Origin of the sequence: Terrimonas ginsenosidimutans, assembly GCF_022012415.1 — a bacterium.
In the GTDB taxonomy this organism is placed as follows: domain Bacteria; phylum Bacteroidota; class Bacteroidia; order Chitinophagales; family Chitinophagaceae; genus Terrimonas_A; species Terrimonas_A ginsenosidimutans.
Map to the genome: position 1 here is coordinate 237797 of NZ_JAKLTR010000009.1, position 20821 is coordinate 258617.

General features: G+C 46.5%; 17 protein-coding genes and 1 other RNA gene. 5 read left to right on the forward strand and 13 right to left on the reverse strand.

Annotated features, from left to right (window positions below; translation table 11 throughout):
- Positions 1 to 25: 25 nt before the first annotated feature.
- Positions 26 to 2476: a S9 family peptidase gene (locus LZZ85_RS15370; RefSeq protein ID WP_237873714.1), complete on the forward strand. Its 2451-nt coding sequence runs from the start codon at positions 26 to 28 to the stop codon at positions 2474 to 2476.
- Between the two features lie 541 nt (positions 2477 to 3017).
- Complete coding sequence (locus LZZ85_RS15375) at positions 3018 to 3413, forward strand: hypothetical protein (RefSeq protein ID WP_237873716.1); 396 nt, start codon at positions 3018 to 3020, stop codon at positions 3411 to 3413.
- A gap of 62 nt (positions 3414 to 3475) precedes the next feature.
- On the opposite strand, the gene fsa is transcribed toward LZZ85_RS15375, so the two are convergent.
- The 3 genes from fsa to LZZ85_RS15390 all read right to left on the reverse strand — a co-directional run bounded on the left by fsa (position 3476) and on the right by LZZ85_RS15390 (position 5883).
- Complete coding sequence (gene fsa, locus LZZ85_RS15380) at positions 3476 to 4129, reverse strand: fructose-6-phosphate aldolase (protein WP_237873718.1); 654 nt, start codon at positions 4127 to 4129, stop codon at positions 3476 to 3478.
- A 160-nt stretch (positions 4130 to 4289) separates the two neighbouring features.
- Positions 4290 to 4388: signal recognition particle sRNA small type (gene ffs, locus LZZ85_RS15385), an RNA gene on the reverse strand.
- Positions 4389 to 4605: 217 nt separating this feature from the next.
- Complete coding sequence (locus LZZ85_RS15390) at positions 4606 to 5883, reverse strand: type IX secretion system plug protein (RefSeq protein ID WP_237873722.1); 1278 nt, start codon at positions 5881 to 5883, stop codon at positions 4606 to 4608.
- A gap of 247 nt (positions 5884 to 6130) precedes the next feature.
- On the opposite strand from LZZ85_RS15390, the gene LZZ85_RS15395 reads away from it, so the two are divergent.
- Positions 6131 to 7366: an ABC transporter permease gene (locus tag LZZ85_RS15395; protein WP_237873723.1), complete on the forward strand. Its 1236-nt coding sequence runs from the start codon at positions 6131 to 6133 to the stop codon at positions 7364 to 7366.
- Between the two features lie 110 nt (positions 7367 to 7476).
- Here LZZ85_RS15395 and LZZ85_RS15400 read toward each other — a convergent pair whose 3' ends face one another.
- The gene (locus LZZ85_RS15400) at positions 7477 to 8211 is read right to left on the reverse strand and encodes a TrmH family RNA methyltransferase (RefSeq protein ID WP_237873725.1); all 735 of its coding nucleotides are present in this window, start codon (positions 8209 to 8211) and stop codon (positions 7477 to 7479) included.
- Positions 8212 to 8228: 17 nt separating this feature from the next.
- Between LZZ85_RS15400 and LZZ85_RS15405 the strand changes: the two genes are divergently transcribed.
- Positions 8229 to 10574, forward strand: a complete 2346-nt coding sequence (locus tag LZZ85_RS15405; RefSeq protein ID WP_237873727.1) for a BamA/TamA family outer membrane protein — start codon at positions 8229 to 8231, stop codon at positions 10572 to 10574.
- Here the strand turns inward: LZZ85_RS15405 and truB are convergent.
- From truB to LZZ85_RS15435, 6 genes are all read right to left on the reverse strand, one after another.
- A complete protein-coding gene (gene truB / locus LZZ85_RS15410) occupies positions 10556 to 11251 on the reverse strand; it encodes a tRNA pseudouridine(55) synthase TruB (RefSeq protein WP_237873728.1) in 696 nt (231 codons plus the stop codon). The two genes, LZZ85_RS15405 and truB, sit on opposite strands and share 19 nt — an antisense overlap.
- 233 nt (positions 11252 to 11484) lie before the next feature.
- Positions 11485 to 12810 (reverse strand): DUF58 domain-containing protein, encoded by a 1326-nt coding sequence (locus tag LZZ85_RS15415; RefSeq protein WP_237873729.1) that lies wholly within the window; start codon positions 12808 to 12810, stop codon positions 11485 to 11487.
- 20 nt (positions 12811 to 12830) lie between these two features.
- Positions 12831 to 13808: an AAA family ATPase gene (locus LZZ85_RS15420; RefSeq protein WP_237873731.1), complete on the reverse strand. Its 978-nt coding sequence runs from the start codon at positions 13806 to 13808 to the stop codon at positions 12831 to 12833.
- A 2-nt stretch (positions 13809 to 13810) separates the two neighbouring features.
- A complete protein-coding gene (locus LZZ85_RS15425) occupies positions 13811 to 15055 on the reverse strand; it encodes a DUF4350 domain-containing protein (RefSeq protein WP_237873733.1) in 1245 nt (414 codons plus the stop codon).
- Positions 15056 to 15059: 4 nt separating this feature from the next.
- A complete protein-coding gene (locus LZZ85_RS15430) occupies positions 15060 to 15848 on the reverse strand; it encodes a DUF4129 domain-containing protein (protein WP_237873735.1) in 789 nt (262 codons plus the stop codon).
- A gap of 35 nt (positions 15849 to 15883) precedes the next feature.
- The gene (locus tag LZZ85_RS15435) at positions 15884 to 16852 is read right to left on the reverse strand and encodes a stage II sporulation protein M (RefSeq protein ID WP_237873737.1); all 969 of its coding nucleotides are present in this window, start codon (positions 16850 to 16852) and stop codon (positions 15884 to 15886) included.
- Positions 16853 to 17124: 272 nt separating this feature from the next.
- On the opposite strand from LZZ85_RS15435, the gene LZZ85_RS15440 reads away from it, so the two are divergent.
- Positions 17125 to 17943, forward strand: a complete 819-nt coding sequence (locus tag LZZ85_RS15440) for an RDD family protein (RefSeq protein WP_237873738.1) — start codon at positions 17125 to 17127, stop codon at positions 17941 to 17943.
- A gap of 156 nt (positions 17944 to 18099) precedes the next feature.
- Here LZZ85_RS15440 and LZZ85_RS15445 read toward each other — a convergent pair whose 3' ends face one another.
- From LZZ85_RS15445 to proS, 3 genes are all read right to left on the reverse strand, one after another.
- Positions 18100 to 18552, reverse strand: a complete 453-nt coding sequence (locus tag LZZ85_RS15445) for a hypothetical protein (protein WP_237873739.1) — start codon at positions 18550 to 18552, stop codon at positions 18100 to 18102.
- Between the two features lie 8 nt (positions 18553 to 18560).
- On the reverse strand, positions 18561 to 18992 hold the full coding sequence (locus LZZ85_RS15450) for a hypothetical protein (protein WP_237873740.1): 432 nt from the start codon (positions 18990 to 18992) through the stop codon (positions 18561 to 18563).
- A 188-nt stretch (positions 18993 to 19180) separates the two neighbouring features.
- Positions 19181 to 20659: a proline--tRNA ligase gene (gene proS, locus LZZ85_RS15455; protein WP_237873741.1), complete on the reverse strand. Its 1479-nt coding sequence runs from the start codon at positions 20657 to 20659 to the stop codon at positions 19181 to 19183.
- Positions 20660 to 20821: the final 162 nt, after the last annotated feature.

Below are 20821 nucleotides of genomic sequence, written 5' to 3' on the forward strand. Positions count from 1 at the left end.
TCCAATTAATTTAACCAATACTGCTATGCACACAAGAAAAATTCCGTTGTTATTTGCAGCTCTGTTATTAGCCGGTTACTCGTTCGCACAGGACGATGTAGCATACAAACTTCCCCCGAAAGACATTGCCGATATGGTACTGGCGAAACCAACGCCGGGTGTCAACATCGATGATAAAGGAGAATGGATGCTTTTTACCGAAAGCAGCAGCTATCCTTCTGTGGAGGAACTGGCGCGACCTGAGTTGAAGATCGCTGGCCTGCGTATCAACCCCGCAAACTATGCTCCCAGCCGTCAGAATTATGTAAACAACCTTTACCTGAAGAATATCGCTTCGGGCAAAGAATTAAAAATAACAGGCCTGCCTTCGCCACTTTACGCCAGCAGTGTTAGCTGGAGCCCGAATAACAAAAAGATCGCTTTCACCAACATCACGTCTAACCGTGTCGACCTTTATGTGATCGATGTAGCGACCCAAAAGGCTACACAGATCAATAAGACCGCGCTGAACGTGATCAGTGGCGGTTACCAGTGGTATGATGACAACACCGTGATCTACCGCACTACACTCAAGCCGCCGACAGCAGCTCCTCCCAAACCACTGGCTCCGAAAGGGCCTACCACACAGGAGAACTATGGCAAGGCATCTCCCCGCCCAACCTACCAGGATCTGATCAAAAGTCCTTATGATGAGCAACTGTATGAGTTCTTCGCTACAGCTCAGCTGGTAAAAAACGTGAATGGTGTTGAAACAAAGATCGGCGCACCCGCGATCTACAGCAGCATCCAGGTTTCTCCGGATAAAAAATACCTGCTCTCCCGCACACTGAATAAACCGTTTTCTTACATCGTTCCCGCAAACGGATTTCCTTCAACAGTTTCCGTTACTGATCTGCAGGGCAAACTGATCAAAAAGCTGGCTGATCTGCCTTCTTCTGAAACAGCGCCCGGCGGAAACGATAACGTACAGAATGTTGCCCGCGGGTTCGAATGGAAAGATGATGAAGCCGCGACGATCGTCTGGTGCATGCCACTTGACAGCGGATTGATCAAAAAACAGGTGGAATACAGAGACGTTGTTTATTCACAGGCAGTACCATTTACTGCAGAACCCAAAGAGCTGTTCAAAACTCAAATGCGTTTCCGCGGTGTTACCTGGGGCGATAAGAATCTTGCACTCGTAACAGAAGGACTTACCAGCAAACAGGTTACACAAATGGACCGTTACAACTCTGTGACCGGCGACCTGGAAAAACTGATCACACGCAATACAACTGATGCCTATAGCAATCCCGGCTTCCCCGTAACCTCGCCTAACAGCTTCGGCAAGAATGTGATCGTTACCATCGACAATGGAAACAAGATCCTGCTGAACAACACGACCGGCAGCTCACCTAAAGGCGATCTTCCCTTCCTGCTTTCGTATGATATACATACCAAAAAAGCAGATACATTATGGCGTTGCCAGGAAGGATATTACGAAACAATTGTTCGTGTCCTGGATCCGAATAAACTGAACCTGATCACGAGAAGGGAAAGTGAGAAGGAAATGCCGAATTACTGGCTGAAAAACCTGAAGTTGAGAATTGCAGACCGCCAGCTTACTGCTTTTAAAAACCCTTACCCTCAAATGGAAGGCGTAACAAAAGAGAAGATCCGTTACAAAAGAGCTGACGGCGTTGACCTGACCGGCGATCTGTATCTGCCAAAAGGTTATGATCCTAAAAAAGACGGACCATTGCCTGTATTTATCTGGGCTTATCCGGCAGAATACAATTCAGCAGCAGATGCGGCACAGGTGCGCGGCAGCGAACACCGCTATACATTAGTGAACTATGGATCACCGGTGTTCTATGTTACTCAGGGCTACGCCGTTCTGAACAATGCTGAAATGCCGATCGTAGCAACTGACAAGGATAAAAAGCCGAACGACAATTTCATTGATCAGTTGAAGTATAACGCTGAGGCTGCGATCAACAAGCTTGCGGATATGGGAGTGGGCGACAGGAACCGTGTTGCTGTAGGCGGCCATAGCTATGGCGCATTCATGACGGCGAACCTGCTGGCACATACCAATCTGTTCAAAGCCGGTATCGCGCGCAGTGGTGCTTACAACAGGACCCTTACTCCGTTTGGCTTCCAGAATGAAGATCGCACTTACTGGCAGGCTCCCGATCTCTATAACCAGATGAGCCCGTTCAGCTATGCTGACAAGATCAAAACGCCCATTCTCCTGATCCATGGAGATGCCGACAACAATACAGGTACCTTCCCTATCCAAAGTGAACGTATGTTCAATGCGATCAAAGGGCATGGCGGTACTGTTAAATTTGTAAGCCTCCCTTACGAAAGCCATGGATATGCAGGAAGAGAAAACATCCTCCATATGCTGAACGAACAGTTTGCATGGCTGGAGAAATACGTGAAGAATCCGCCGAAGAATGAGCAAAAACCAAAGGAAACTAAAGCGTTTTAAGGTAATGGGCGATCATGACCGGCGTTAAGTGGCAACGGTGGTTAGCCGACTGTAGCCGATAATAAGGCGAAAGCTGATCGTCTGTAAAACATAAAATGGAAAGGGGCTTTTCTGAGAAAGGCCCCTTTCCATTTTATGTTTTACAGACGATCAGCTTAGAATTAAGCCGGTTTGCCATCCGGATCAGCTGATGTCATTAATCGAAATTTATGGCATATCCTGTTGCGAGGGAAACCGTAAATCGCTTCAAAAGACTCGAAAAACCTGGGTGAAGGGCGCAAAACGCCCGGTGAAGAGCACTAAAATGCAGGGAGTTCGGTTATTTCTCCCCGGCTCCTCCTCATTGCCTCCTCTTTGCTTCCCCGAAACCTCCTCAGTTCGTCCCCGGAAGCCGTGGAAGCAAGGCGAAGGATCCGGGAACCCGGACCGGACACCGATCGACGGATATCGCTCCCATCCGGTCTCCTTAAAATTTAGTTAACCCCTGATCCTGCCGTACCTTTGACCTTTCCGGCTCGTCATTCACCCATAAAACAGGACCATGATAAGATTTTTACTTACACTGTTCGTCCTCACCATGGCTACGTCGCTGAAAGCGCAGACGGTGGACAGCATTTATTTTCATCTTTATACAGACAGCCTGAAAAAGGGCACTCATAACTATATAAATGTTGATGGGAAGCTATCCAATGGGCAATGGCAGCCATTAAGCGCAAAAGAGATCAGCTTTTCTTCGTCTGACTACAGTTTTTCGGGTAATGAGTTGATCCTGCCGATGGAATGCAGTGTGGAAAAAGTGACGGTGAAAGCTGTATTGAAGTCGAATCCCGCCATATGGAAGGAAACCACGATCTGGATCAAGCGGGCGCCAGACCCTATGCTGCCTTCCAGGGATGAGATCCTCCGGAATACGAATCAGAAGAGACGAAAGAACTGATAGAATAAAAAAGACCGCTCCATTGATGGGGCGGTCTTTTTTAGTAATATGATCTGAATATCTTATGCAAATTTCTTCGCGTCTTCCAGGAATTTGGCAAGACCGATATCTGTCAACGGGTGTTTGAGCAAACCCAGGATCGAGTCCAGCGGACATGTACAAACATCAGCGCCAGCCTCAGCACATTTCACGATATGCAGGGCATTACGGATAGAAGCCGCCAGGATCTCTGTTTTGAAGCCCTGGATAGAGTAAATATTTGCGATCTGAGCGATGAGTTCAATACCATCCCAGCTGCTGTCATCAATACGTCCGATAAAAGGAGATACATAACTTGCACCCGCTTTAGCGGCAAGGATCGCCTGACCGGCAGAGAAGATCAGCGTACAGTTTGTACGGATGCCATTGTCTGTAAACCATTTGATCGCTCTGACACCTTCTTTGATCATCGGAACTTTCACTACGATATTCGGGTGGATAGCCGCAAGCTTCTTTCCTTCTTCGATGATACCATCGAAATCGGTAGAAACAACTTCCGCGCTGATATCACCATCTACTAATTCACAGATGGTTTTATAATGATTGAACACCGCTTCCTGTCCTTTGATGCCTTCTTTAGCCATCAGTGAAGGGTTAGTAGTAACGCCATCGAGAATACCGAGTTCGTTAGCTTCTTTGATCTGAGCCAGATTGCCCGTATCTATAAAAAACTTCATTTGTATGTTGTTTTATGGTTATCGTTGATTGTGGACCCGTTATTAACATCCCGGATGCTGGAGTTGTTCGCGGGTTGATTATGTTGTGAAAACCAGAAAATTACTGAAAAATATACGGGGACAACAGGATCGGAGTAATTATTCCGGCTAAAAAAAGAAAAAAAGGCAGGCTACTCACATCGCACCGCTCAACCACCTATCCTTGCTGCCTTCCGGCCCTGGGGAGTTTCAGCAGGAGCTGGTCGTGTAAGACCTGCCGGCCGCAAAGATACGGGTGCGCAACTAAAATAAAAACATAACGGAAGAATAATTAGCTGGTATTCTACAGATTTTTATTTCAGGCAGCGCGCGGTATTCATCTGAAGGCCCTGTTAGTATCGCAAAGGACGCAAAGCCTGCGCAAAGAGCGCTAAGTGTTTCTTTGCGTTCTTCGCGATTTCTTTGCGTCCTTTGCGATACTCCTGCGCCCGTTTGATCTATCTGCCCAGGAAACTGTTCAACTGAGCAATACCCAGCAATTCATCAGCCCGTCCCCCAAACTGTCTGAAATAAACAAGTACGGTGTAGTTATTCTCCGTATTATTAAAATTGCCTTCTGTATTATCCAACGGAAAACGATTGGTATTTCTCTTTCCCGCATCAAGGGTGATATAAGAATAGTTGTAGTACCCCTGCTTCAGATACAATGTCTTCTCATAGATCCCGTAAGTTTCGTTGAAGTCCATCTTTGAATCATCGTCAGGGAGATAATTTGTCAGTTCCCCAAAAACATACACTTCTTTGCCGGGATAAGGTTTCCTGTCCGGAGGGATGAAGGAGAAATGAACATATGCATAGTCACTCTGCCAGTAGGGATTATAACCATCACGGTTATCCATGATCCATTGTCCGTTGATGTCTTTGTAGTAAATATAAACCTGCTGTCTTCTCTCAACATCTGGTTTAATGTAAACGTCGGAGCGATTTTTAATACTGTCATCATTCAGCCTTTGCATCCGGTCCGTCATCAGCCGAAGGCTGCTGAGGTCGATCCAGCGCCATTCCCGTCCGGCCTGAAAGCTGGTTGCGTCATCATTATACTCAAAGAAATTACCCCGGTAGATAGTAGGACGTTCGAGCAACGCAGCGGTGGGCCAGGCATTATTCTGCATCACCACCACTTTCAGGTCCTGTGGAGATGATGTATTGATCCGTGCATTGGCCGTACTTATGCTTACCATCACACGCTGGTCTGTCAGAAAATAAGCCGAATTGAAAGGCTGCTTTATCTGTGCAGAGATGGCAACGCGATTATCCACCACCAGAAATCGTTTCGTGAGATACAGGTCTGAGGTGTCATTATTCCGGAATACTTTCAGAAGATAATTACCAGACCTGCTGGGCACCGAGCTTCTGTCCGGAACCGTTGCCTGGTAATGTGTATAGCGGTTCAATGCAATGGAAGAGTTACGATAAGTGGTGATACGTGTCGACTGAAAGCCCCTGATATAATCAAAGGGCTGCAATTGTGCCGGAGTCCAGTCGGCATTGCAAAGCTGAAAAGAATAATAGAGACTTTTAACATCTGCATCGAGGTCGTCAAAATGCAGTTCCAGCTGGTCTGCGCTGTTAAGATTCAGGATCGGGTAACTTAACTGATCCCCGGCTTTGAACAGCTTCACCGAATGAATAGAAGGTTTATAAATTTTATCAGGCATCTGTGCGTTTACTGAGAAACTGAGCAACATCAATAAAGCAACGGAGATTCTTTGCATGGATATGTTTTTACACTGGTTAGACAGTACGGTTTGCGGATCAGCTACATGTTTTCCGGAAGAAGGAAGCTTAAGCAGGCATTGAGATCATTTCTCTCATTCCCTTGCTCACCTGGCCCTAAAGATATTCCCTAAATCCGGTAAAATTCCTTCAAAACAGGCCGTAAACTGTTTTTCGGCTTATTTTTGTTTCAATGCCTGACAGGCAGATCTTGAATATTCACGGCACTAAGACAAACAAAACAATTTGAAGGTTGCAGGCTTTATAGCAAACCGCATCGCATTTAACCACCAGCGTTCCTTTTCCAGGTTCATTATCAGGCTGTCTGTAGCAGCCACGATTATCAGCGTTGCGGTCATGATCATTACACTGGCTTTTGTAAATGGATTCCAGGAACAGGTGAGTCAAAAGGTCTTCAGTTTCTGGGGGCACCTGCGCATCCAGGAAAAGCAGCCTTTCAAAGCCCTGATCGCGGAAGAGATCCCGATCGAAAAAAATGATACACTCATTGATGCTATCCGGCAAAAACCCGGCATAGAAAGCATTCATCCGTTTGCAACAAAATACGCGACACTTAAAACCCGGGATGATATCGAAGGGGTTTTATTAAAAGGAGTTGACAGCAGCTACGACTTTGTCCATTTCGCTTCCTTTATCCGCGAAGGCCGCGCGATCCATTTTAACGACAGCACTTATAGCCGCGAGATCATGATCTCCGCCTATACCGCAAAACAACTGCAGCTTGCAGTAAATGACCGTGTACTGATCTACTTCATCCGGCCAGACGGCACTTACCGGCCTGACCGGCTAACCGTAGCGGGTATTTTCAAAACAGGTATAGAAGAATATGACAAGACTTTCGCCATCGGTGATCTGAAACTTTTGCAAAGACTGAACGACTGGAGCGCCACGGAAGTAGGCGGCTATGAGATCTTCCTGAAAGATTACCGGATGATGGATTCTGTTGCGGAAGACCTTTACAATATGGACCTCTTCCCTCTTACCTGGGATACACGCACGGTGCGGGATATTTCACCAAATATTTTCGACTGGTTATATATCCAGAATAAGAACAGGAACGTATTACTTGGATTAATGATCATCGTGGCACTGATCAACCTGATCACCTGCCTGATCATTCTCGTACTTGAGCGTGTTCGCATGATCGGGATCCTGAAGGCGCTGGGTGCTACCAACTGGACCATTCAACAGATCTTTCTCCGCCATTCATTGTTCATCACTCTTGCAGGTATTGCTGTGGGAACCGGCGTTGCGCTTGGCATACTTTACCTGCAACAGGCTACAGGGTTCATCAAACTCCAGGAAGATGCCTATTACCTTAGCGAAGCGGCGGTAAGCATTGTTTGGTGGGAAGTAGGCGCGGTATGCGGTGGTACATTACTGATCTGCTTTCTTGTATTGATGATCCCGACGATCCTGGTCAGAAAGATCCAACCGGTTAAAGCGATCCGCTTCAGTTAGTTTATATTTCTCCCGCTATCATTTATGTATTGATCCGCGTTGAAACAACGCAAGGGACGCTTTTTACCGCAAAGAGTACGCGGGGATCGGGTTTGCCAGCTGTTTCGCCTTTAAACAAGATGAGAAACAATAATGCCGGTCGCGACCGCCGCATTCAACGACTCCGCTTTCCCTTTTTGAGGAATTGTCAATCGCACATTCACTTTTTCCATTACAGCGGGACTGATGCCTTTCGATTCATTACCGATCACGATCACCCCTTCTGTCAACCGCTTCATCTGTAAAATATCCTGGCCCTGTAATGCCGCCGCATAAACCGGGACATCTGTCAGGGAACCGAGCCAGGCTTCCAGGTCGGTATAATGTACCTGCACCCTTCCGATACTTCCCATGGTCGACTGCACCACTTTGGGATTATACTGGTCCGCACAATTATGACTGCAGATGATGCGGGGGATACCAAACCAGTCAGCGATCCGGATGATGGTTCCCAGGTTGCCCGGATCCTGGATCGTATCCAGTGCAAGTGCAATACTGCCTTTCAACGGGGGAACCGGAGATTCGGGAAACTGCTTCATTACTGCCAGCACCTGGTTAGGCGTGTGAAGTTGTGAGATCCTGGCCAGTTCCTCTACAGACACCTCTGTGATCAGCGAAGAAGACAGGTCTATGCGCCGCTCTTCCACCCATGACGGCAATGCATACACGTGACTGATACCGTCCGGATTATCCTGCAGCAATTCTGCCACGATTTTCGGACCTTCGGCGATGAAAAGCCGTTCGTCATCCCTTTGTTTTTTCTGGCCTAAACTTTGAATATATTTGACCTTCGATTTACTCAGCATTTCGCTTGATTTTAATTATGTTATCCGGTAAGCCAACCACTCATATCAATCTCGTAAAAGTAATTCTTACCGGATGCTTGCTCGCATTTTTTGCCTCCTGTACGGTCGTAAAACATTACCCGACTGACAAACCGTTCGTTTATAAAACAAATATCAACCTAATAGGCAATTTTTCAAAGATAGAAAAGCAGGCACTCACTGCAAGCCTGGCAGACCAGCTTGATGACAGCATGCAGGCACGCCGGCTTGATAAATTACTCTGGAGCACGCTAAAAAACCCTCCGGTGTATGACAGCATCAATGCAGACAACTCGATCATATTCATGCGCGCCCTGCTGAATTCACAGGGATACTTCAGCGATTCGATCTACTATACGCATAAGATCGACCTTGCAAAAGATGGTCAGCAAAGAACAACTGTCGACTTTTATGTCCGTCCGGGCAAACTCGTCAAGCTGGATTCGATCAGCTATAACATGCGTCATACAGATCTGCAATACCTGTCAGACAGTACCCGCGGACAAGCCTATATCAAAAAAGGAGATGCTTTTGCCAAGGCTCCGATCTCAGCCGAATTTGACCGGCTTACTGATCTCTACAGGAATATGGGTTATTTCCGGTTCAGCCGGGACGAGATGGTCGGGATCTGGGATACACTCGATGTCGCACTGCTCACCCCTACCCTGGACCCCTTTGAGCAACTGGAAATTCTGCAGAAATTACAAGCCCGCCGCAATAACCCTACTGCAAATCTTGAGATCCGTCTTAAAAGCCTGGACAGTGCGAAGCTGGTGAAATATTATATCGGCAACGTTACTCTTTATCCCGATTATACACCAGACACCGTTGGAATAACTCCGACGATCGAAGAAGTAGGGGGAGGTCCCGGGAAAGCACCGATACGCGTTATCCAGCATCATGGAAGGTTCAAAGCGAAGATCTTTCCGCCGAATGTGTATCTCCCAACGGACAGTTTGTATCGGTTGAGAAGGTACGCACGGACGATCAACCGTTTCAATTCCCTGGGAACATGGAGAATGGTGAGTATAGATCAGCTGCCGCGAAAAGGAACAGATACGATTGATTTTGTGATACGACTGTCTCCCGCAAAGAAGTATTCATTCAATACAAACCTTGAAGGGAGTATCAATCAGAATGCTTTTTCCGGGAACATATTTGGGATAGGTGTCAACGTCGGTCTTCAAAACAGGAATTTCGCGAAAGCCGCAAATTTAGCGAGCAGCAACCTTCGCTACGGGATTGAGCTCGGCAATGCCAGCAGTCTCGGGCAATTTATCCAGACACAGCAGATCGCGTTCAGCCATAGCATACGGATGCCCCGGGCGATCCCGAACTTCGGGTTCATCCCTGAAAACCTGCGGGACAATTTCAGCACTGTCTTCAACTTTAATGCAGCAAACACTGAAAGACGCTTTCTCTATAATCTTACCACACTAAACGGATCCTGGGGTTATGAGTTCCAGCGTAGAAAAATGCTGATCTCGTTAAAACTCCCCAATATTGAATACTCTTCGCTCATAAGAAGAGACAGCCTTGATACGCTGATCAAATACAATCCATCCCTCAGAAATATCTTTACGGATGGATTTATTTCTTCCGTTATCGGAAGCTTTACGATGAGCGGAGGAACAACCAACCGGTTAAGTGTATTCAGAGCCAATGTTGAAGAATCCGGCCTGTTGACCGGTATGATCCGCAATTCATTCCTCGACAAACAACTTTACCGTTTCCTGAAGCTGGATGCAGAGTTTGCATACCTGATGAGATTCCCAAAAACATCACTGGCCTTCCGCTTGTTTGCCGGTGCAGGGCATGAATTCAACTCGACAAGAAATCCGGATAAACGATACAACCTTCCCTTCTTCAAACAATACTTTGCAGGGGGGCCGAACAGTATGCGCGCCTGGTCGCTCAGAAGACTTGGCCCCGGATCAAATATCAAATCATTCCAGGGGGTGGGCAGCACGCCCGACCGATATGGCGATATACAGCTTGAAGGCAATGTCGAATTCCGGTTCCCTCTTGGCACTCCATTCAATATTAAACTGAATGGCGCCGTATTTACAGACATCGGAAACGTCTGGTATATGAAATCCGCGCCCGACAGAGAAGCGAATGAGGTATTCAAGCTGGGCCGGTTATGGACAGATCTTGCCGTTGGCTCTGGCGCAGGTTTGCGGGTCGACTTTAATTTTCTCGTGATCCGGCTGGATTATGCCTACAAAGTAAAAGACCCAAGCCCCGCGCCTGCGGATGCTGCTGTGCAAAACAAATGGTTTGGGTATAAATTCTCGCGTGGCGATCAGTTCCAGCTTGGCATCAACTATCCATTTATATTCTGATCCGTCGATTCCGACGCTTTCAGTTGTTCTTCAAACACTGCAGGAGTGATCGCGTTTTCGATCGTGAATTCACCGATCCTTGTACGGCAAAGACTGCTCAGGTATCCGCCACAACCCAGTGCTGCGCCAAAATCATTTGCCAGGCTACGGATATAGGTTCCGGTGGAACATACCACGCGGAACTGTACAACAGGAAGGTCTATTGACGTGATCTCAAATTCTGTGATAGTCACTTTTCTTGGATCGATCTTCACCTCTACTCCTTTTCGCGCCAGTTCATACACCCGTTTGCCATCGATCTTTATTGCAGAGTGAGCAGGTGGCACCTGCATTATTTCTCCGGTGAAAGGCACGGTGGCCGCTCTGATCTTTGCTTCATCTATCCCGTCCAGCGGCAGAAAATTCTCCGGCTCACTTTCAAGGTCATACGTTGGAGTGGTCGCCCCCAGCGTAAATGAGCCGGTGTACTCTTTCTCCTTCGCCATATATTCATTGATCTTCTTCGTAAACTTTCCGGTACAAACGATCAGCAAACCCGTGGCCAATGGATCCAGGGTACCTGCATGCCCCACCTTCTTGATCCTGACCAGGTTCCGGATTTTCCTCACTGCATCAAAAGATGTCCATCGCAAAGGTTTGTTGATAAGAAGGACCCGACCTTCTGCAAAATTGTTCATGGCGCAAAGATAGGGATCGTTGACCGTTGTCCGTTGTCCGTTGTCCGTTGTCCGTTGTCCGTTGTCCGTTGTCCGTTGTCCGTTGTCCGTTGTCCGTCACAAATTAAGAGAGAGAGGTTATCGTTTAAAACGATAACCTCTCTCTCTTAATTTGAACACGAAGATCCAATTCTATTCCACCTCCCATGAATTCCGGACAACGGACAACGGTCAACGGACAACGGTCAACGATCTCAGATCGACATTCGCGTCTTCAACTCCAGGTACTTATTGATCGTATTGACGGTAAGATTTTCGGGGGAAGACAGGACGGAGAGAATGCCATTCTTCTGAAGTTCTTTTACCATCAGACGTTTTTCGAAAGCGAATTTTTCGGCGATGGTCTTGATGTAGATATCTTCCAGTGAATGTGCTTTTTGTTCTGTAACAGCTTTGAGTTCGGTATTTTCAAAGAAGACCACGAGAAGCAGGTGGTAACGGGCGATCTTTTTAAGTGCCGGCATTTCACGCTGCAGCGACTCGAGAGATTCGAAATTGGTGAACATGACCAAAAGGCTTCGCGTGCTGATACGCGTACGTATCACCGAAAACAACTTTTCAAAATCGGGCTCCAGATAGCGCGTTTGCTGTTTGTACAATGTTTCCAGCACGAGATTCATCTGCGTTGGCTTCTTATCTGCCGGTACAAATGCATCAAGGTTTTCCGCGAAGGTGATCAGACCTGCTTTGTCCTGCCGGACCAGGGCTACGTTTGCCAAAACAAGTGATGAATTGATCGCATAATCCAGCAGCGTCATTCCACCGAACGGCATTTTCATCACCCGTCCTTTGTTAACGATGCAATACACCTGCTGGCTCCTTTCATCGGTATAATTATTCACCATCAACGCGTCCTTCCTTGCCGTAGCTTTCCAGTTGATCGTACGGTAATCATCCCCGCGCACGTACTCTTTGATCTGTTCAAACTCCATACTGTGGCCAAGCTGGCGCATACGCCTTACTCCTACTTCCTGGAGACGATTCGCTACTGCGAGCAGCTGGTATCTTCGCATCTGCACATAGGAGGGATAAACTTTCACCACCTGTGTAGCCTCGAAAATGTACCGTCGCTTTACCAGTTGTAATGGCCCGCTTATGAAAACATTGATGCTGTGAAAAATATACTCACCCCGGGAAACGGGTGTTAACGTATAGGTCAGCGATTCTTCACCCTGGCCCGCGATCTTCACCCGCCTTCTCCAGTCACGCGCCTGGAACTGATCCGGCAGCTCGTCGATGATCCCAAGTTGAACCGGAAATGGATAATGGTTCTGCATGATCAGCGTCACCTTATTCTCATCGCCGATACTGAACCGGTCCGACAATGATCGTTTCGCATCAATGCCTTTCCGTTTACTGTACACCAGCAGTGCGTCCACAACGATTGCGATCGCCAGCAGCAAAAGGATCAGGTATGCAACCCGGAACAATGCAGGAGCGAAATAACTGATCACAAACACTACCGAAGCAATGCCCGCGATATAGTATACAAGATTTTTGAAATAGAATGATTTCAGCAAAAGACTCTTTTTAAGATCGTTTATCTTGGAACATCCATACTCTGAATGATCTGTTTGATCACCTCATCTTCCGTTACTCCCTCCATTTCCTTGTCAGGCGAAAGAATGATCCTGTGCCGCAAAACCGGAACAACCACTTCCAGGATATCTTCAGGAGTAACAAAGTCGCGGCCCTGCATTGCTGCAATCGCTTTTGACGCATTCATGATCGCCAGCGACGCGCGTGGTGAGGCACCGAGATAGATCGATTTATGATTCCTTGTCTGATGAACAAGCTTTGCAATAAAATGAAGCAATTTCTCTTCCATCAGGATATCCTTGATCTGTTTCCTGATCGCATTGATCTGTTCTCCGGTAAGAACAGGCTGTACGAGTTCATCCACACGTGTATTGCCCATATGATGAAAGCGTGTAAGTATTTCGATCTCTTCCGTTTCATTCGGATAAGGAACCACGATCTTGAACAGAAAACGATCAAGCTGCGCTTCCGGTAAACGGTAAGTACCTTCCTGCTCCACCGGGTTCTGTGTTGCCAGTACCATGAAGGGAGAAGACATGAGGTAAGTTTTTCCGTCAACGGAAGCCTGCCGCTCTTCCATCACTTCCAGCAATGCGGATTGTGTTTTTGCCGGAGCGCGGTTGATCTCGTCCACCAGTACGATATTGCTGAATACCGGGCCTTTTTTAAAATCAAACGTAGCTTCTTTGGGATTGAATACGGGAGTTCCCAATACATCGGAAGGCATCAGATCGGGCGTGAACTGGATCCGCGCAAATCCCGTATTAAGGCTTCGCGCAACCAGTTTTGCCGTCATTGTTTTGGCCACTCCCGGCACCCCTTCAAGCAGGATATGCCCCTCGGCCAACAGGGCGGCAATGATCAGTTTTACCATCTCATCCTGGCCGACAATGATCTTTTTAAGTTCGTTACGGATAGACATCACTGCCTCACTCAGGGCTGAAAGATCTGTACGCTGCTGAAAAATTTCTTCTTCCATGCTTATGCTGTTTTATAAAACGATTCAAGTTGTTTATGAAATGTGACCAGTTGCCCGGGAGACACGCTGTCCTGCTCAGGCAAATGATTAATAACCGTTACGATCGCTTTCAATTCGTTCTCATCGATACCGGTCTTATAACTAAGATTCTTTACAAATTCATCATCCAGTGTTGTAGTGGATAACTTGTACCGCATCCTCACATGTTCAAGAAAGTAAGCTCCCATCTTGATGCAAAGGTTGCGGTGATCTCCTTTATCATGATACAGCCTGCCGATCGTTTTTACAAAATCAAGCGAATCATTCTTGGGAGGATGTATCACCGGAATAGGACGCTGCTTTCTCCGCATTTCCATTAAAACATATACCACCAGTGCTATGATGGCTGTGATCATGGCCCAACGCAGAGACGGGTAGCTAAAGAATACGCTTAACCAGTTTGGCTTGCTGTCATCTTTGTCACGTTCACTTGTATCCCCTTTCAATACATAAAACTCATCCCAAACGATCGCTTTTGTATCTGGCGACAGTAACGACAAAGACCTGTCGTAATACTCCATGTTCTTTTTATGCAGCAGGAAGTAATTTGTGAAAGCCATCGGTGCCAGCTGCAGATAGAAATTTCCTTTCCCGGCTTTCAACCTTACAAAATTCGGCTTACCCTCTTTGTTATACCCCAATACGGAAGACGTCAGCGTATCATATTTGTAGAACCAGAAATCGTACCGTTGACCGGGATATGAATATTCGTGCGGCTGATTCTGCGCAGGCACATCAAGTGATACACTAAGGGTATCATTGCCATTCATCTGCCAGCCGGACTCTATCACACCTGACGGATAGTATATATCACACTTTAGGAGTTTTTCCACATAGTATGACACTTTCATTGCACTCACAAACACATCATTGCCTTCTTTTACAAACTCCAGCAAATTATCTATGTCACTTTGTTCGGCGTTGAAAAAAGGAGAAATGATGACCAGCGCCTGACGTTTTTGATAGGGCGTTAGCGTTTGCCATTCCCCGGGGCGGTTTTTATCTGTACTGATAGTGGCTTCAGGAAACAGCCGCTGCAGACTTTGGTAGGCAACGTATGTTCCATAAGGGATCTTGTCCCGAATGCGGAAAGACATGCGTCTATCCAGCGTCCGCTGTTCCTTTACTCCTCTATCACCCTTGTAGATAAGGAAAAGAACGGCAGCCAGCACTACGGCCATCAATAAATATGGAAAGGTCTTCTTCAAGTACTCAGTTTAAATTTCTTTCAAAGTTTTCAAACTCGCTGCGTATCAGCTCGAACTTTCCGCGGTCAACCGGAAATTGCCCGTACCATGCATACTCATAATGCCTTGTTAGCCGGAAATAATCCTGATAATACTTGGTCTTATACAACTGCATCAGATAATCCATATTGGTACGATCCTGTTTATATTCAATAATATTCCGTTCAGCCATTTTACTCAGCAGTCGCAGGTAAAGCAACCGGACAGCGAAATTCATATTTCCGGAGGCTATTGCTTTTCCGATCTCCAACTGGTAATTGACAGAGAAGATATCATCAAAGTTTGCTTCTGTTTCCTGGTGCCGGATCGGCGTTGAGCTCCGGAAAAGCCTGACGTTATTATTTGTCAGGAATATGAACAGGAAAGTGATGAATCCGGCTATTACAACAATCCACATGATCGTTTCAAACGCAGGATGATCCACCAGCGGCCGTCGATATTCTTTTTCTTTTTCGGGCTCGGGTTTGTTGAATGGATAATTAGCATACCAGAAATCATCGTCGGCGAGGTATGCCTTTATTACAGAAGAGTCGACCCGTCGAAGCTGAAAAGAATCCTTTATCCAAAAGTTGAGCGACATGAATTCGCTCTTTTTTTCTTCGTCCTGTGACTCCTCTTCGTCATCGAAGTTTCCATTATCATCATAGATGGGTGCAGCAACCGTATCCATCATCACAATGACAGAATCGTTTTGCGCTCCGGCAATCAAGGGAATAAAGAACAGGAGAAAAAGGAGGTGATAAAATCTTTTCAAGGGAGATGTATTCTGTTTGATTCAGCGTTTTAGTGTTAGATTTCTTCTTCCAGCGTATCGAATTTTCTTTTTCTTCCGAGTTGTATCGGATAGATCACAAAATACCAGATCACGAACAAAACGGAAAGCGCCGTGATAATGGAGGTGAAAATAGAGATATCGTTGTAAAGCCTGGTAATAAGACCTTCAAAAAATGCGGCGAGTGCAAATACAGGCATCAGCCCGATCATGATCTTCACGCCATCTTTCGCACCCTGTTTGAAGGAAGTCATCCGTTTTAGTGTGCCGGGGAACAGAAAACTTTTTCCCAGGATGAATCCCCCGCCGGCCGCGATAATAATAGCTGTAAGCTCAAGTGTTCCGTGCACAAAAACGACGAGGAAAAAATCTAGCCCAAGTCCGCGTCCGGCAAAGAACTGATCGAATACACCTACCATTCCGGCATTATGCGCAAGAAGGTAGGCGGTTGGCACTCCGGCAAAAAGACCGGCGGTAAATATCATCAGGGATACTTTGATATTGTTGACCATGATATGAAGCCAGCTCAGGATCGGGTTGCCCGATTCATAAATGCCGAAGGGATTACCTTCTTCTATATTCCGGAGAGTTGTTTCCACATAATTGTCGCCCAAAAATCCCCGGGCAACGTTCTCATCCTGCCTTGACGCAAAAAAGCCGATTGCAAAAAAGACCACGAAGATGATCAGTGAAAAGATCATTGCCCGGTGATGTTTGCGGATGGTAAGCGGCAGATCATATTTCCAGAAAGTAATAAGCCTGTTGCTTTCTTCTTTCCGGTTGCGATAGATGTTCAAATAGATCCGTGATGCCTGCGTATTGATATACCGGGTGACCTTGCTTGTGGGATAAAAAGTTTTCGCATAGGCGAGGTCATCTACCAGTTGAGTAAATTCTTTGGCCATTTCGTCAGCATCTTCTGCCATAAAATGCTGATTCTTCAACCAGCGATCCCGGTTCTTCTTTATGAATAAGGCTTCTCTCAAAAATTATCAGGGTTTGGACTTGTAAAATACCATTTTTTCGGAAAACGAGAAATGGTTGTCCGGTGACCGATGGCCGTTGACCGTTGACCGTTGTCCGTTGACCGATGACTTCTACATTAAAATAGGCGTACGGGAAAGTAACAGACATACTTATCAAATTTCGCCCGGAAGTTGTATTCCGGACAACGGTCAACGGACAACGGTCAACGGCCAACGAGTTTCCTTCATCCCAAAAAAATCCCTACCTTGATTGCTAAAACCTGCCGCTGAAGATGGCTTTGATCAAAGTACCTACCAGTTTTAATATAGAAGTCGAGTTTGAGATCCCGGAATTTTACAGACGCTTGCTTTCGCTGTTCATTGATATGGTGATCGAAATAGTGTACCTGATACTGATCTCCAAAGTTTACCGGGAAATTGCCAGGAATTATAACTGGTTCGATCATGATTCAAGGTATGACCTGGCGTCGATCCAGATGCTCTTATTTTTACCGATCATGGTTTATCACGTGGTATTGGAGATCACCATGAATGGGCAAAGTGTCGGAAAGAAGATCATGGGCATCAGGGTGGTTAATGAAAATGGCGGCAAACCCAGCTTCAGCCAGTTTTTCATCCGCTGGTTGCTGCGTATTTCCGATGTTTGGATCGTCTTGCTATTGGGCGCGATCCTTTCCGGAGGCGCGGGTATGGGTGGCTGGGAAACGGGTTTCCTGATCCTGATGGCACTGGGATTCCTGATCACAGATATTGTCCTCATCGCTTCTTCACAAAAAGGCCAACGGATAGGAGATATGCTGGCGAAAACGATCCTGATCCGCACCAGTTCCAAAGCGAGCATAGAAGATACGGTCTTCCAGGAAGTGGAAGATACCTATACGCCTTCCTTCCCCCAGATCATGCAACTGAGCGACCGCGATATCAATGCCATCAAAAGCATCCTGGAGTCGTCGAAGAAGAAAAACGATTATCTCATGGCCACTTCAGCCGCTGATAAAATTAAAAATCACCTGCAGATTCAGACAGACATGGACCCGCAAAGTTTTTTGGAAATACTGCTGAAGGATTACAATTACCTTTCTGTTAAATAAACCTGGCCGGCTGCAGCCCGCCTGTCTGTTGCAATAGAGGTGAGATAATTAAAAAGAGAAGGGCTATCGTTTTCAACGATAGCCCTTCTCTTTTTAATTTATATATGCCTCCATTGCCGGAAGCGACGGCCGCGGGAGACAACAATCACCAGGAATCTACATTGTTCCAAATCTTGCACCAACCACAACAAATACCAGCAGCATAAATACAAGCACAATGATCAGAATGATCGAACAGGCCATAAAGTATGCTTTCAGATTGCTGAAACTTGAATTCAGTTTCCATTGATCATGTCCGTCCAGGCCAGCTTTCGCCTGGGAAGCAAACCGGAATAAAAAGAAGTTGATCAGCAGTCCGATCGCAATACCAAAGAAAACCGAAAATGCGGAAGAATTCCCCATGGCTTCTGTTAATCCGCCAAATCCTTCAACACGCCTGCCGTCTGAAGGTTTGTCCCGCAAAAAATCGAGGATCTCTATCACATATCCGATCACGGCAACTACGACCATTACCATAGCCCAGCTGGCGATCGAGCGGATATATTGCTTACCCATTCCGTCTATACTCATCTCATTAAAGAGGTCAGAAGATCTGTTATCCTGTTCCATATATACATTTATTGAAGGAAGAAAGTCATTATTTTAAAAACGAGACCCAGCAGGCTCAGAATGCCCGCCATCGCAAAGTAATTCCTGATATGTCCAAGACCTGTGTTGAACAGTACCGGATCCTTATGCTTTACTGCCTGCCTGATCGCATTGGCGCCTTTAAGCAAAAACATCATCAGGATAACGACGATCGCCAGGACAATGATCAAACAAACAGCAACAACAATTTTGAGCATGTTGGCATTACGTTCATCAAAGTCATCGGTTGATTGAAATGCAGAACTCATGCTGCTCCAGAATGCAACAAATAATAATGTAACCAGACCCATCGCAGAAAGGATCGCAACCGCCAGGAACTTCGCCCATTTCGAGGTCTCATGAAGGTTGATTGCAGCCTGATCATCTACCTGCAGGTCTAAAAAGGATTGATTATCCTCCATAGTTTAAGTTTTAACTAAGCTAAGAGTTTAAAGAGAAAAAAGAGAAGAAAAGAGAATCTATATTTAGCCAGGCGGATAAAAAAGGGAAAGGAGTTAAAAGAGCATTCCTTCCGGTGTGCTCTCTTTTAACTCCTTTCCCTTTTTTTATCCTCAGCGTCAGAACGCTTTCATCTATTTATCCATTTAGGCTAGTAGGCCCGGGCGAACAGCACCCGCTGCGTCGATGGCTTACCGGTCAGGATACAGACGCCCTGCTCCTGTGGATTATCCAAAGGAATACAACGGATCGTTGCTTTGGATTTATCCTTGATCTCTTCTTCGGTCTCGGGAGTGCCGTCCCAATGCGCAGATATAAACCCGCCCTTTTCGTCCAGCAGTTTTACAAACTCATCCCAGCTATTGGCTTCAGTCACATGCGCGTCCCGGAACGTTTTCGCTTTATGGAACATTGAGTGCTGGATATCCAGCAGTAAGCCGTCAACGTACTGAGCGATACCGTCCAGTCCGACTGTTTGCTTTTCCCTGGTATCGCGGCGGGCCACTTCCACCACATTTTTTTCAAGATCACGTGCACCGAGTGCCAGACGCACGGGAACGCCCTTCATTTCATATTCGGCAAATTTCCAGCCCGGACGTGCATTGTCATTGTCGTCATATTTAACCCTTACACCCAGATTTTTGAGGTTTGCAATGATCTCGGCCGCTTTTGCATCGATCAGTTGTTTCTGCTCATCGCCTTTATAGATCGGAACGATCACCACCTGGAGGGGAGCCAGTCTTGGAGGAAGGACCAGTCCTTCGTCATCGCTATGCGCCATTACAAGCGCGCCTATCAGGCGGGTACTTACCCCCCAGCTTGTTGCCCAAACATAATCAAGCTGATTCTCTTTATTGGAGAATTTTACATTGAATGCCTTAGCGAAATTCTGTCCCAGGAAATGCGAGGTACCTGCCTGCAATGCTTTGCCATCCTGCATCAGCGCTTCAATACAATACGTATCTTCTGCACCGGCAAAACGTTCATTAGGCGATTTCACCCCCTTGATCACCGGTAAAGCCATGTAGTTCTCCACGAAGTCGGCATACACATGCAGCATCTTTACCGTCTCTTCAATAGCTTCCTCTTTTGTAGCGTGAGCAGTATGGCCTTCCTGCCAGAGGAATTCCGCAGTACGGAGGAACAGGCGTGTACGCATTTCCCATCTTACCACGTTCGCCCATTGATTGATGAGCAAAGGAAGATCGCGGTAGGACTGGATCCAGTCTCGGTATGTATTCCAGATCACGGCCTCACTTGTCGGGCGGATCACCAGTTCTTCTTCCAGTTTTGCTTCGGGATCAACCATCAGCTTACCCTTTGCATTCGGATCAGCTTTCAAACGGTAATGGGTGACGATAGCACATTCCTTCGCAAACCCTTCCGCGTTCTTTTCTTCAGCTTCGAAAAGGCTTTTGGGAACGAAAAGCGGGAAATAGGCATTAACATGTCCTGTATCCTTGAACATTTTATCCAGCACATCCCGCATGTTCTCCCAAAGGGAATACCCATAAGGTTTGATCACCATGCAACCGCGAACGGCAGAGTGATCAGCGAGACTGCCTTTAATAACCAGATCGTTATACCATTGGGAATAGTCCTGCGCCCTCGAAGTGATTTCTTTACTCATATATCCAGATTATAATATTGTCTAATTCTAATACAGGTTTAATGTCGCACAAATCTTTAGATTAACCTTAACACACCTCCACATACTATTTGAAACCGGTAAATGTAACTTCGGTACACAAACGTTTGCGTAAAATTCAAGTCGCACAAAAGTAGTAACTTC

Coding starts and splice junctions, on each gene's coding strand:
- LZZ85_RS15370 (WP_237873714.1), top strand. CDS start 26: ATGCACACAAGAAAAATTCCGTTGTTATTTGCAGCTCTGTTATTAGCC.
- LZZ85_RS15375 (WP_237873716.1), top strand. CDS start 3,018: ATGATAAGATTTTTACTTACACTGTTCGTCCTCACCATGGCTACGTCG.
- fsa (WP_237873718.1), bottom strand. CDS start 4,129: ATGAAGTTTTTTATAGATACGGGCAATCTGGCTCAGATCAAAGAAGCT.
- LZZ85_RS15390 (WP_237873722.1), bottom strand. CDS start 5,883: ATGCAAAGAATCTCCGTTGCTTTATTGATGTTGCTCAGTTTCTCAGTA.
- LZZ85_RS15400 (WP_237873725.1), bottom strand. CDS start 8,211: ATGCTGAGTAAATCGAAGGTCAAATATATTCAAAGTTTAGGCCAGAAA.
- LZZ85_RS15405 (WP_237873727.1), top strand. CDS start 8,229: ATGTTATCCGGTAAGCCAACCACTCATATCAATCTCGTAAAAGTAATT.
- truB (WP_237873728.1), bottom strand. CDS start 11,251: ATGAACAATTTTGCAGAAGGTCGGGTCCTTCTTATCAACAAACCTTTG.
- LZZ85_RS15420 (WP_237873731.1), bottom strand. CDS start 13,808: ATGGAAGAAGAAATTTTTCAGCAGCGTACAGATCTTTCAGCCCTGAGT.
- LZZ85_RS15440 (WP_237873738.1), top strand. CDS start 17,125: ATGGCTTTGATCAAAGTACCTACCAGTTTTAATATAGAAGTCGAGTTT.
- LZZ85_RS15445 (WP_237873739.1), bottom strand. CDS start 18,552: ATGGAACAGGATAACAGATCTTCTGACCTCTTTAATGAGATGAGTATA.
- LZZ85_RS15450 (WP_237873740.1), bottom strand. CDS start 18,992: ATGGAGGATAATCAATCCTTTTTAGACCTGCAGGTAGATGATCAGGCT.
- proS (WP_237873741.1), bottom strand. CDS start 20,659: ATGAGTAAAGAAATCACTTCGAGGGCGCAGGACTATTCCCAATGGTAT.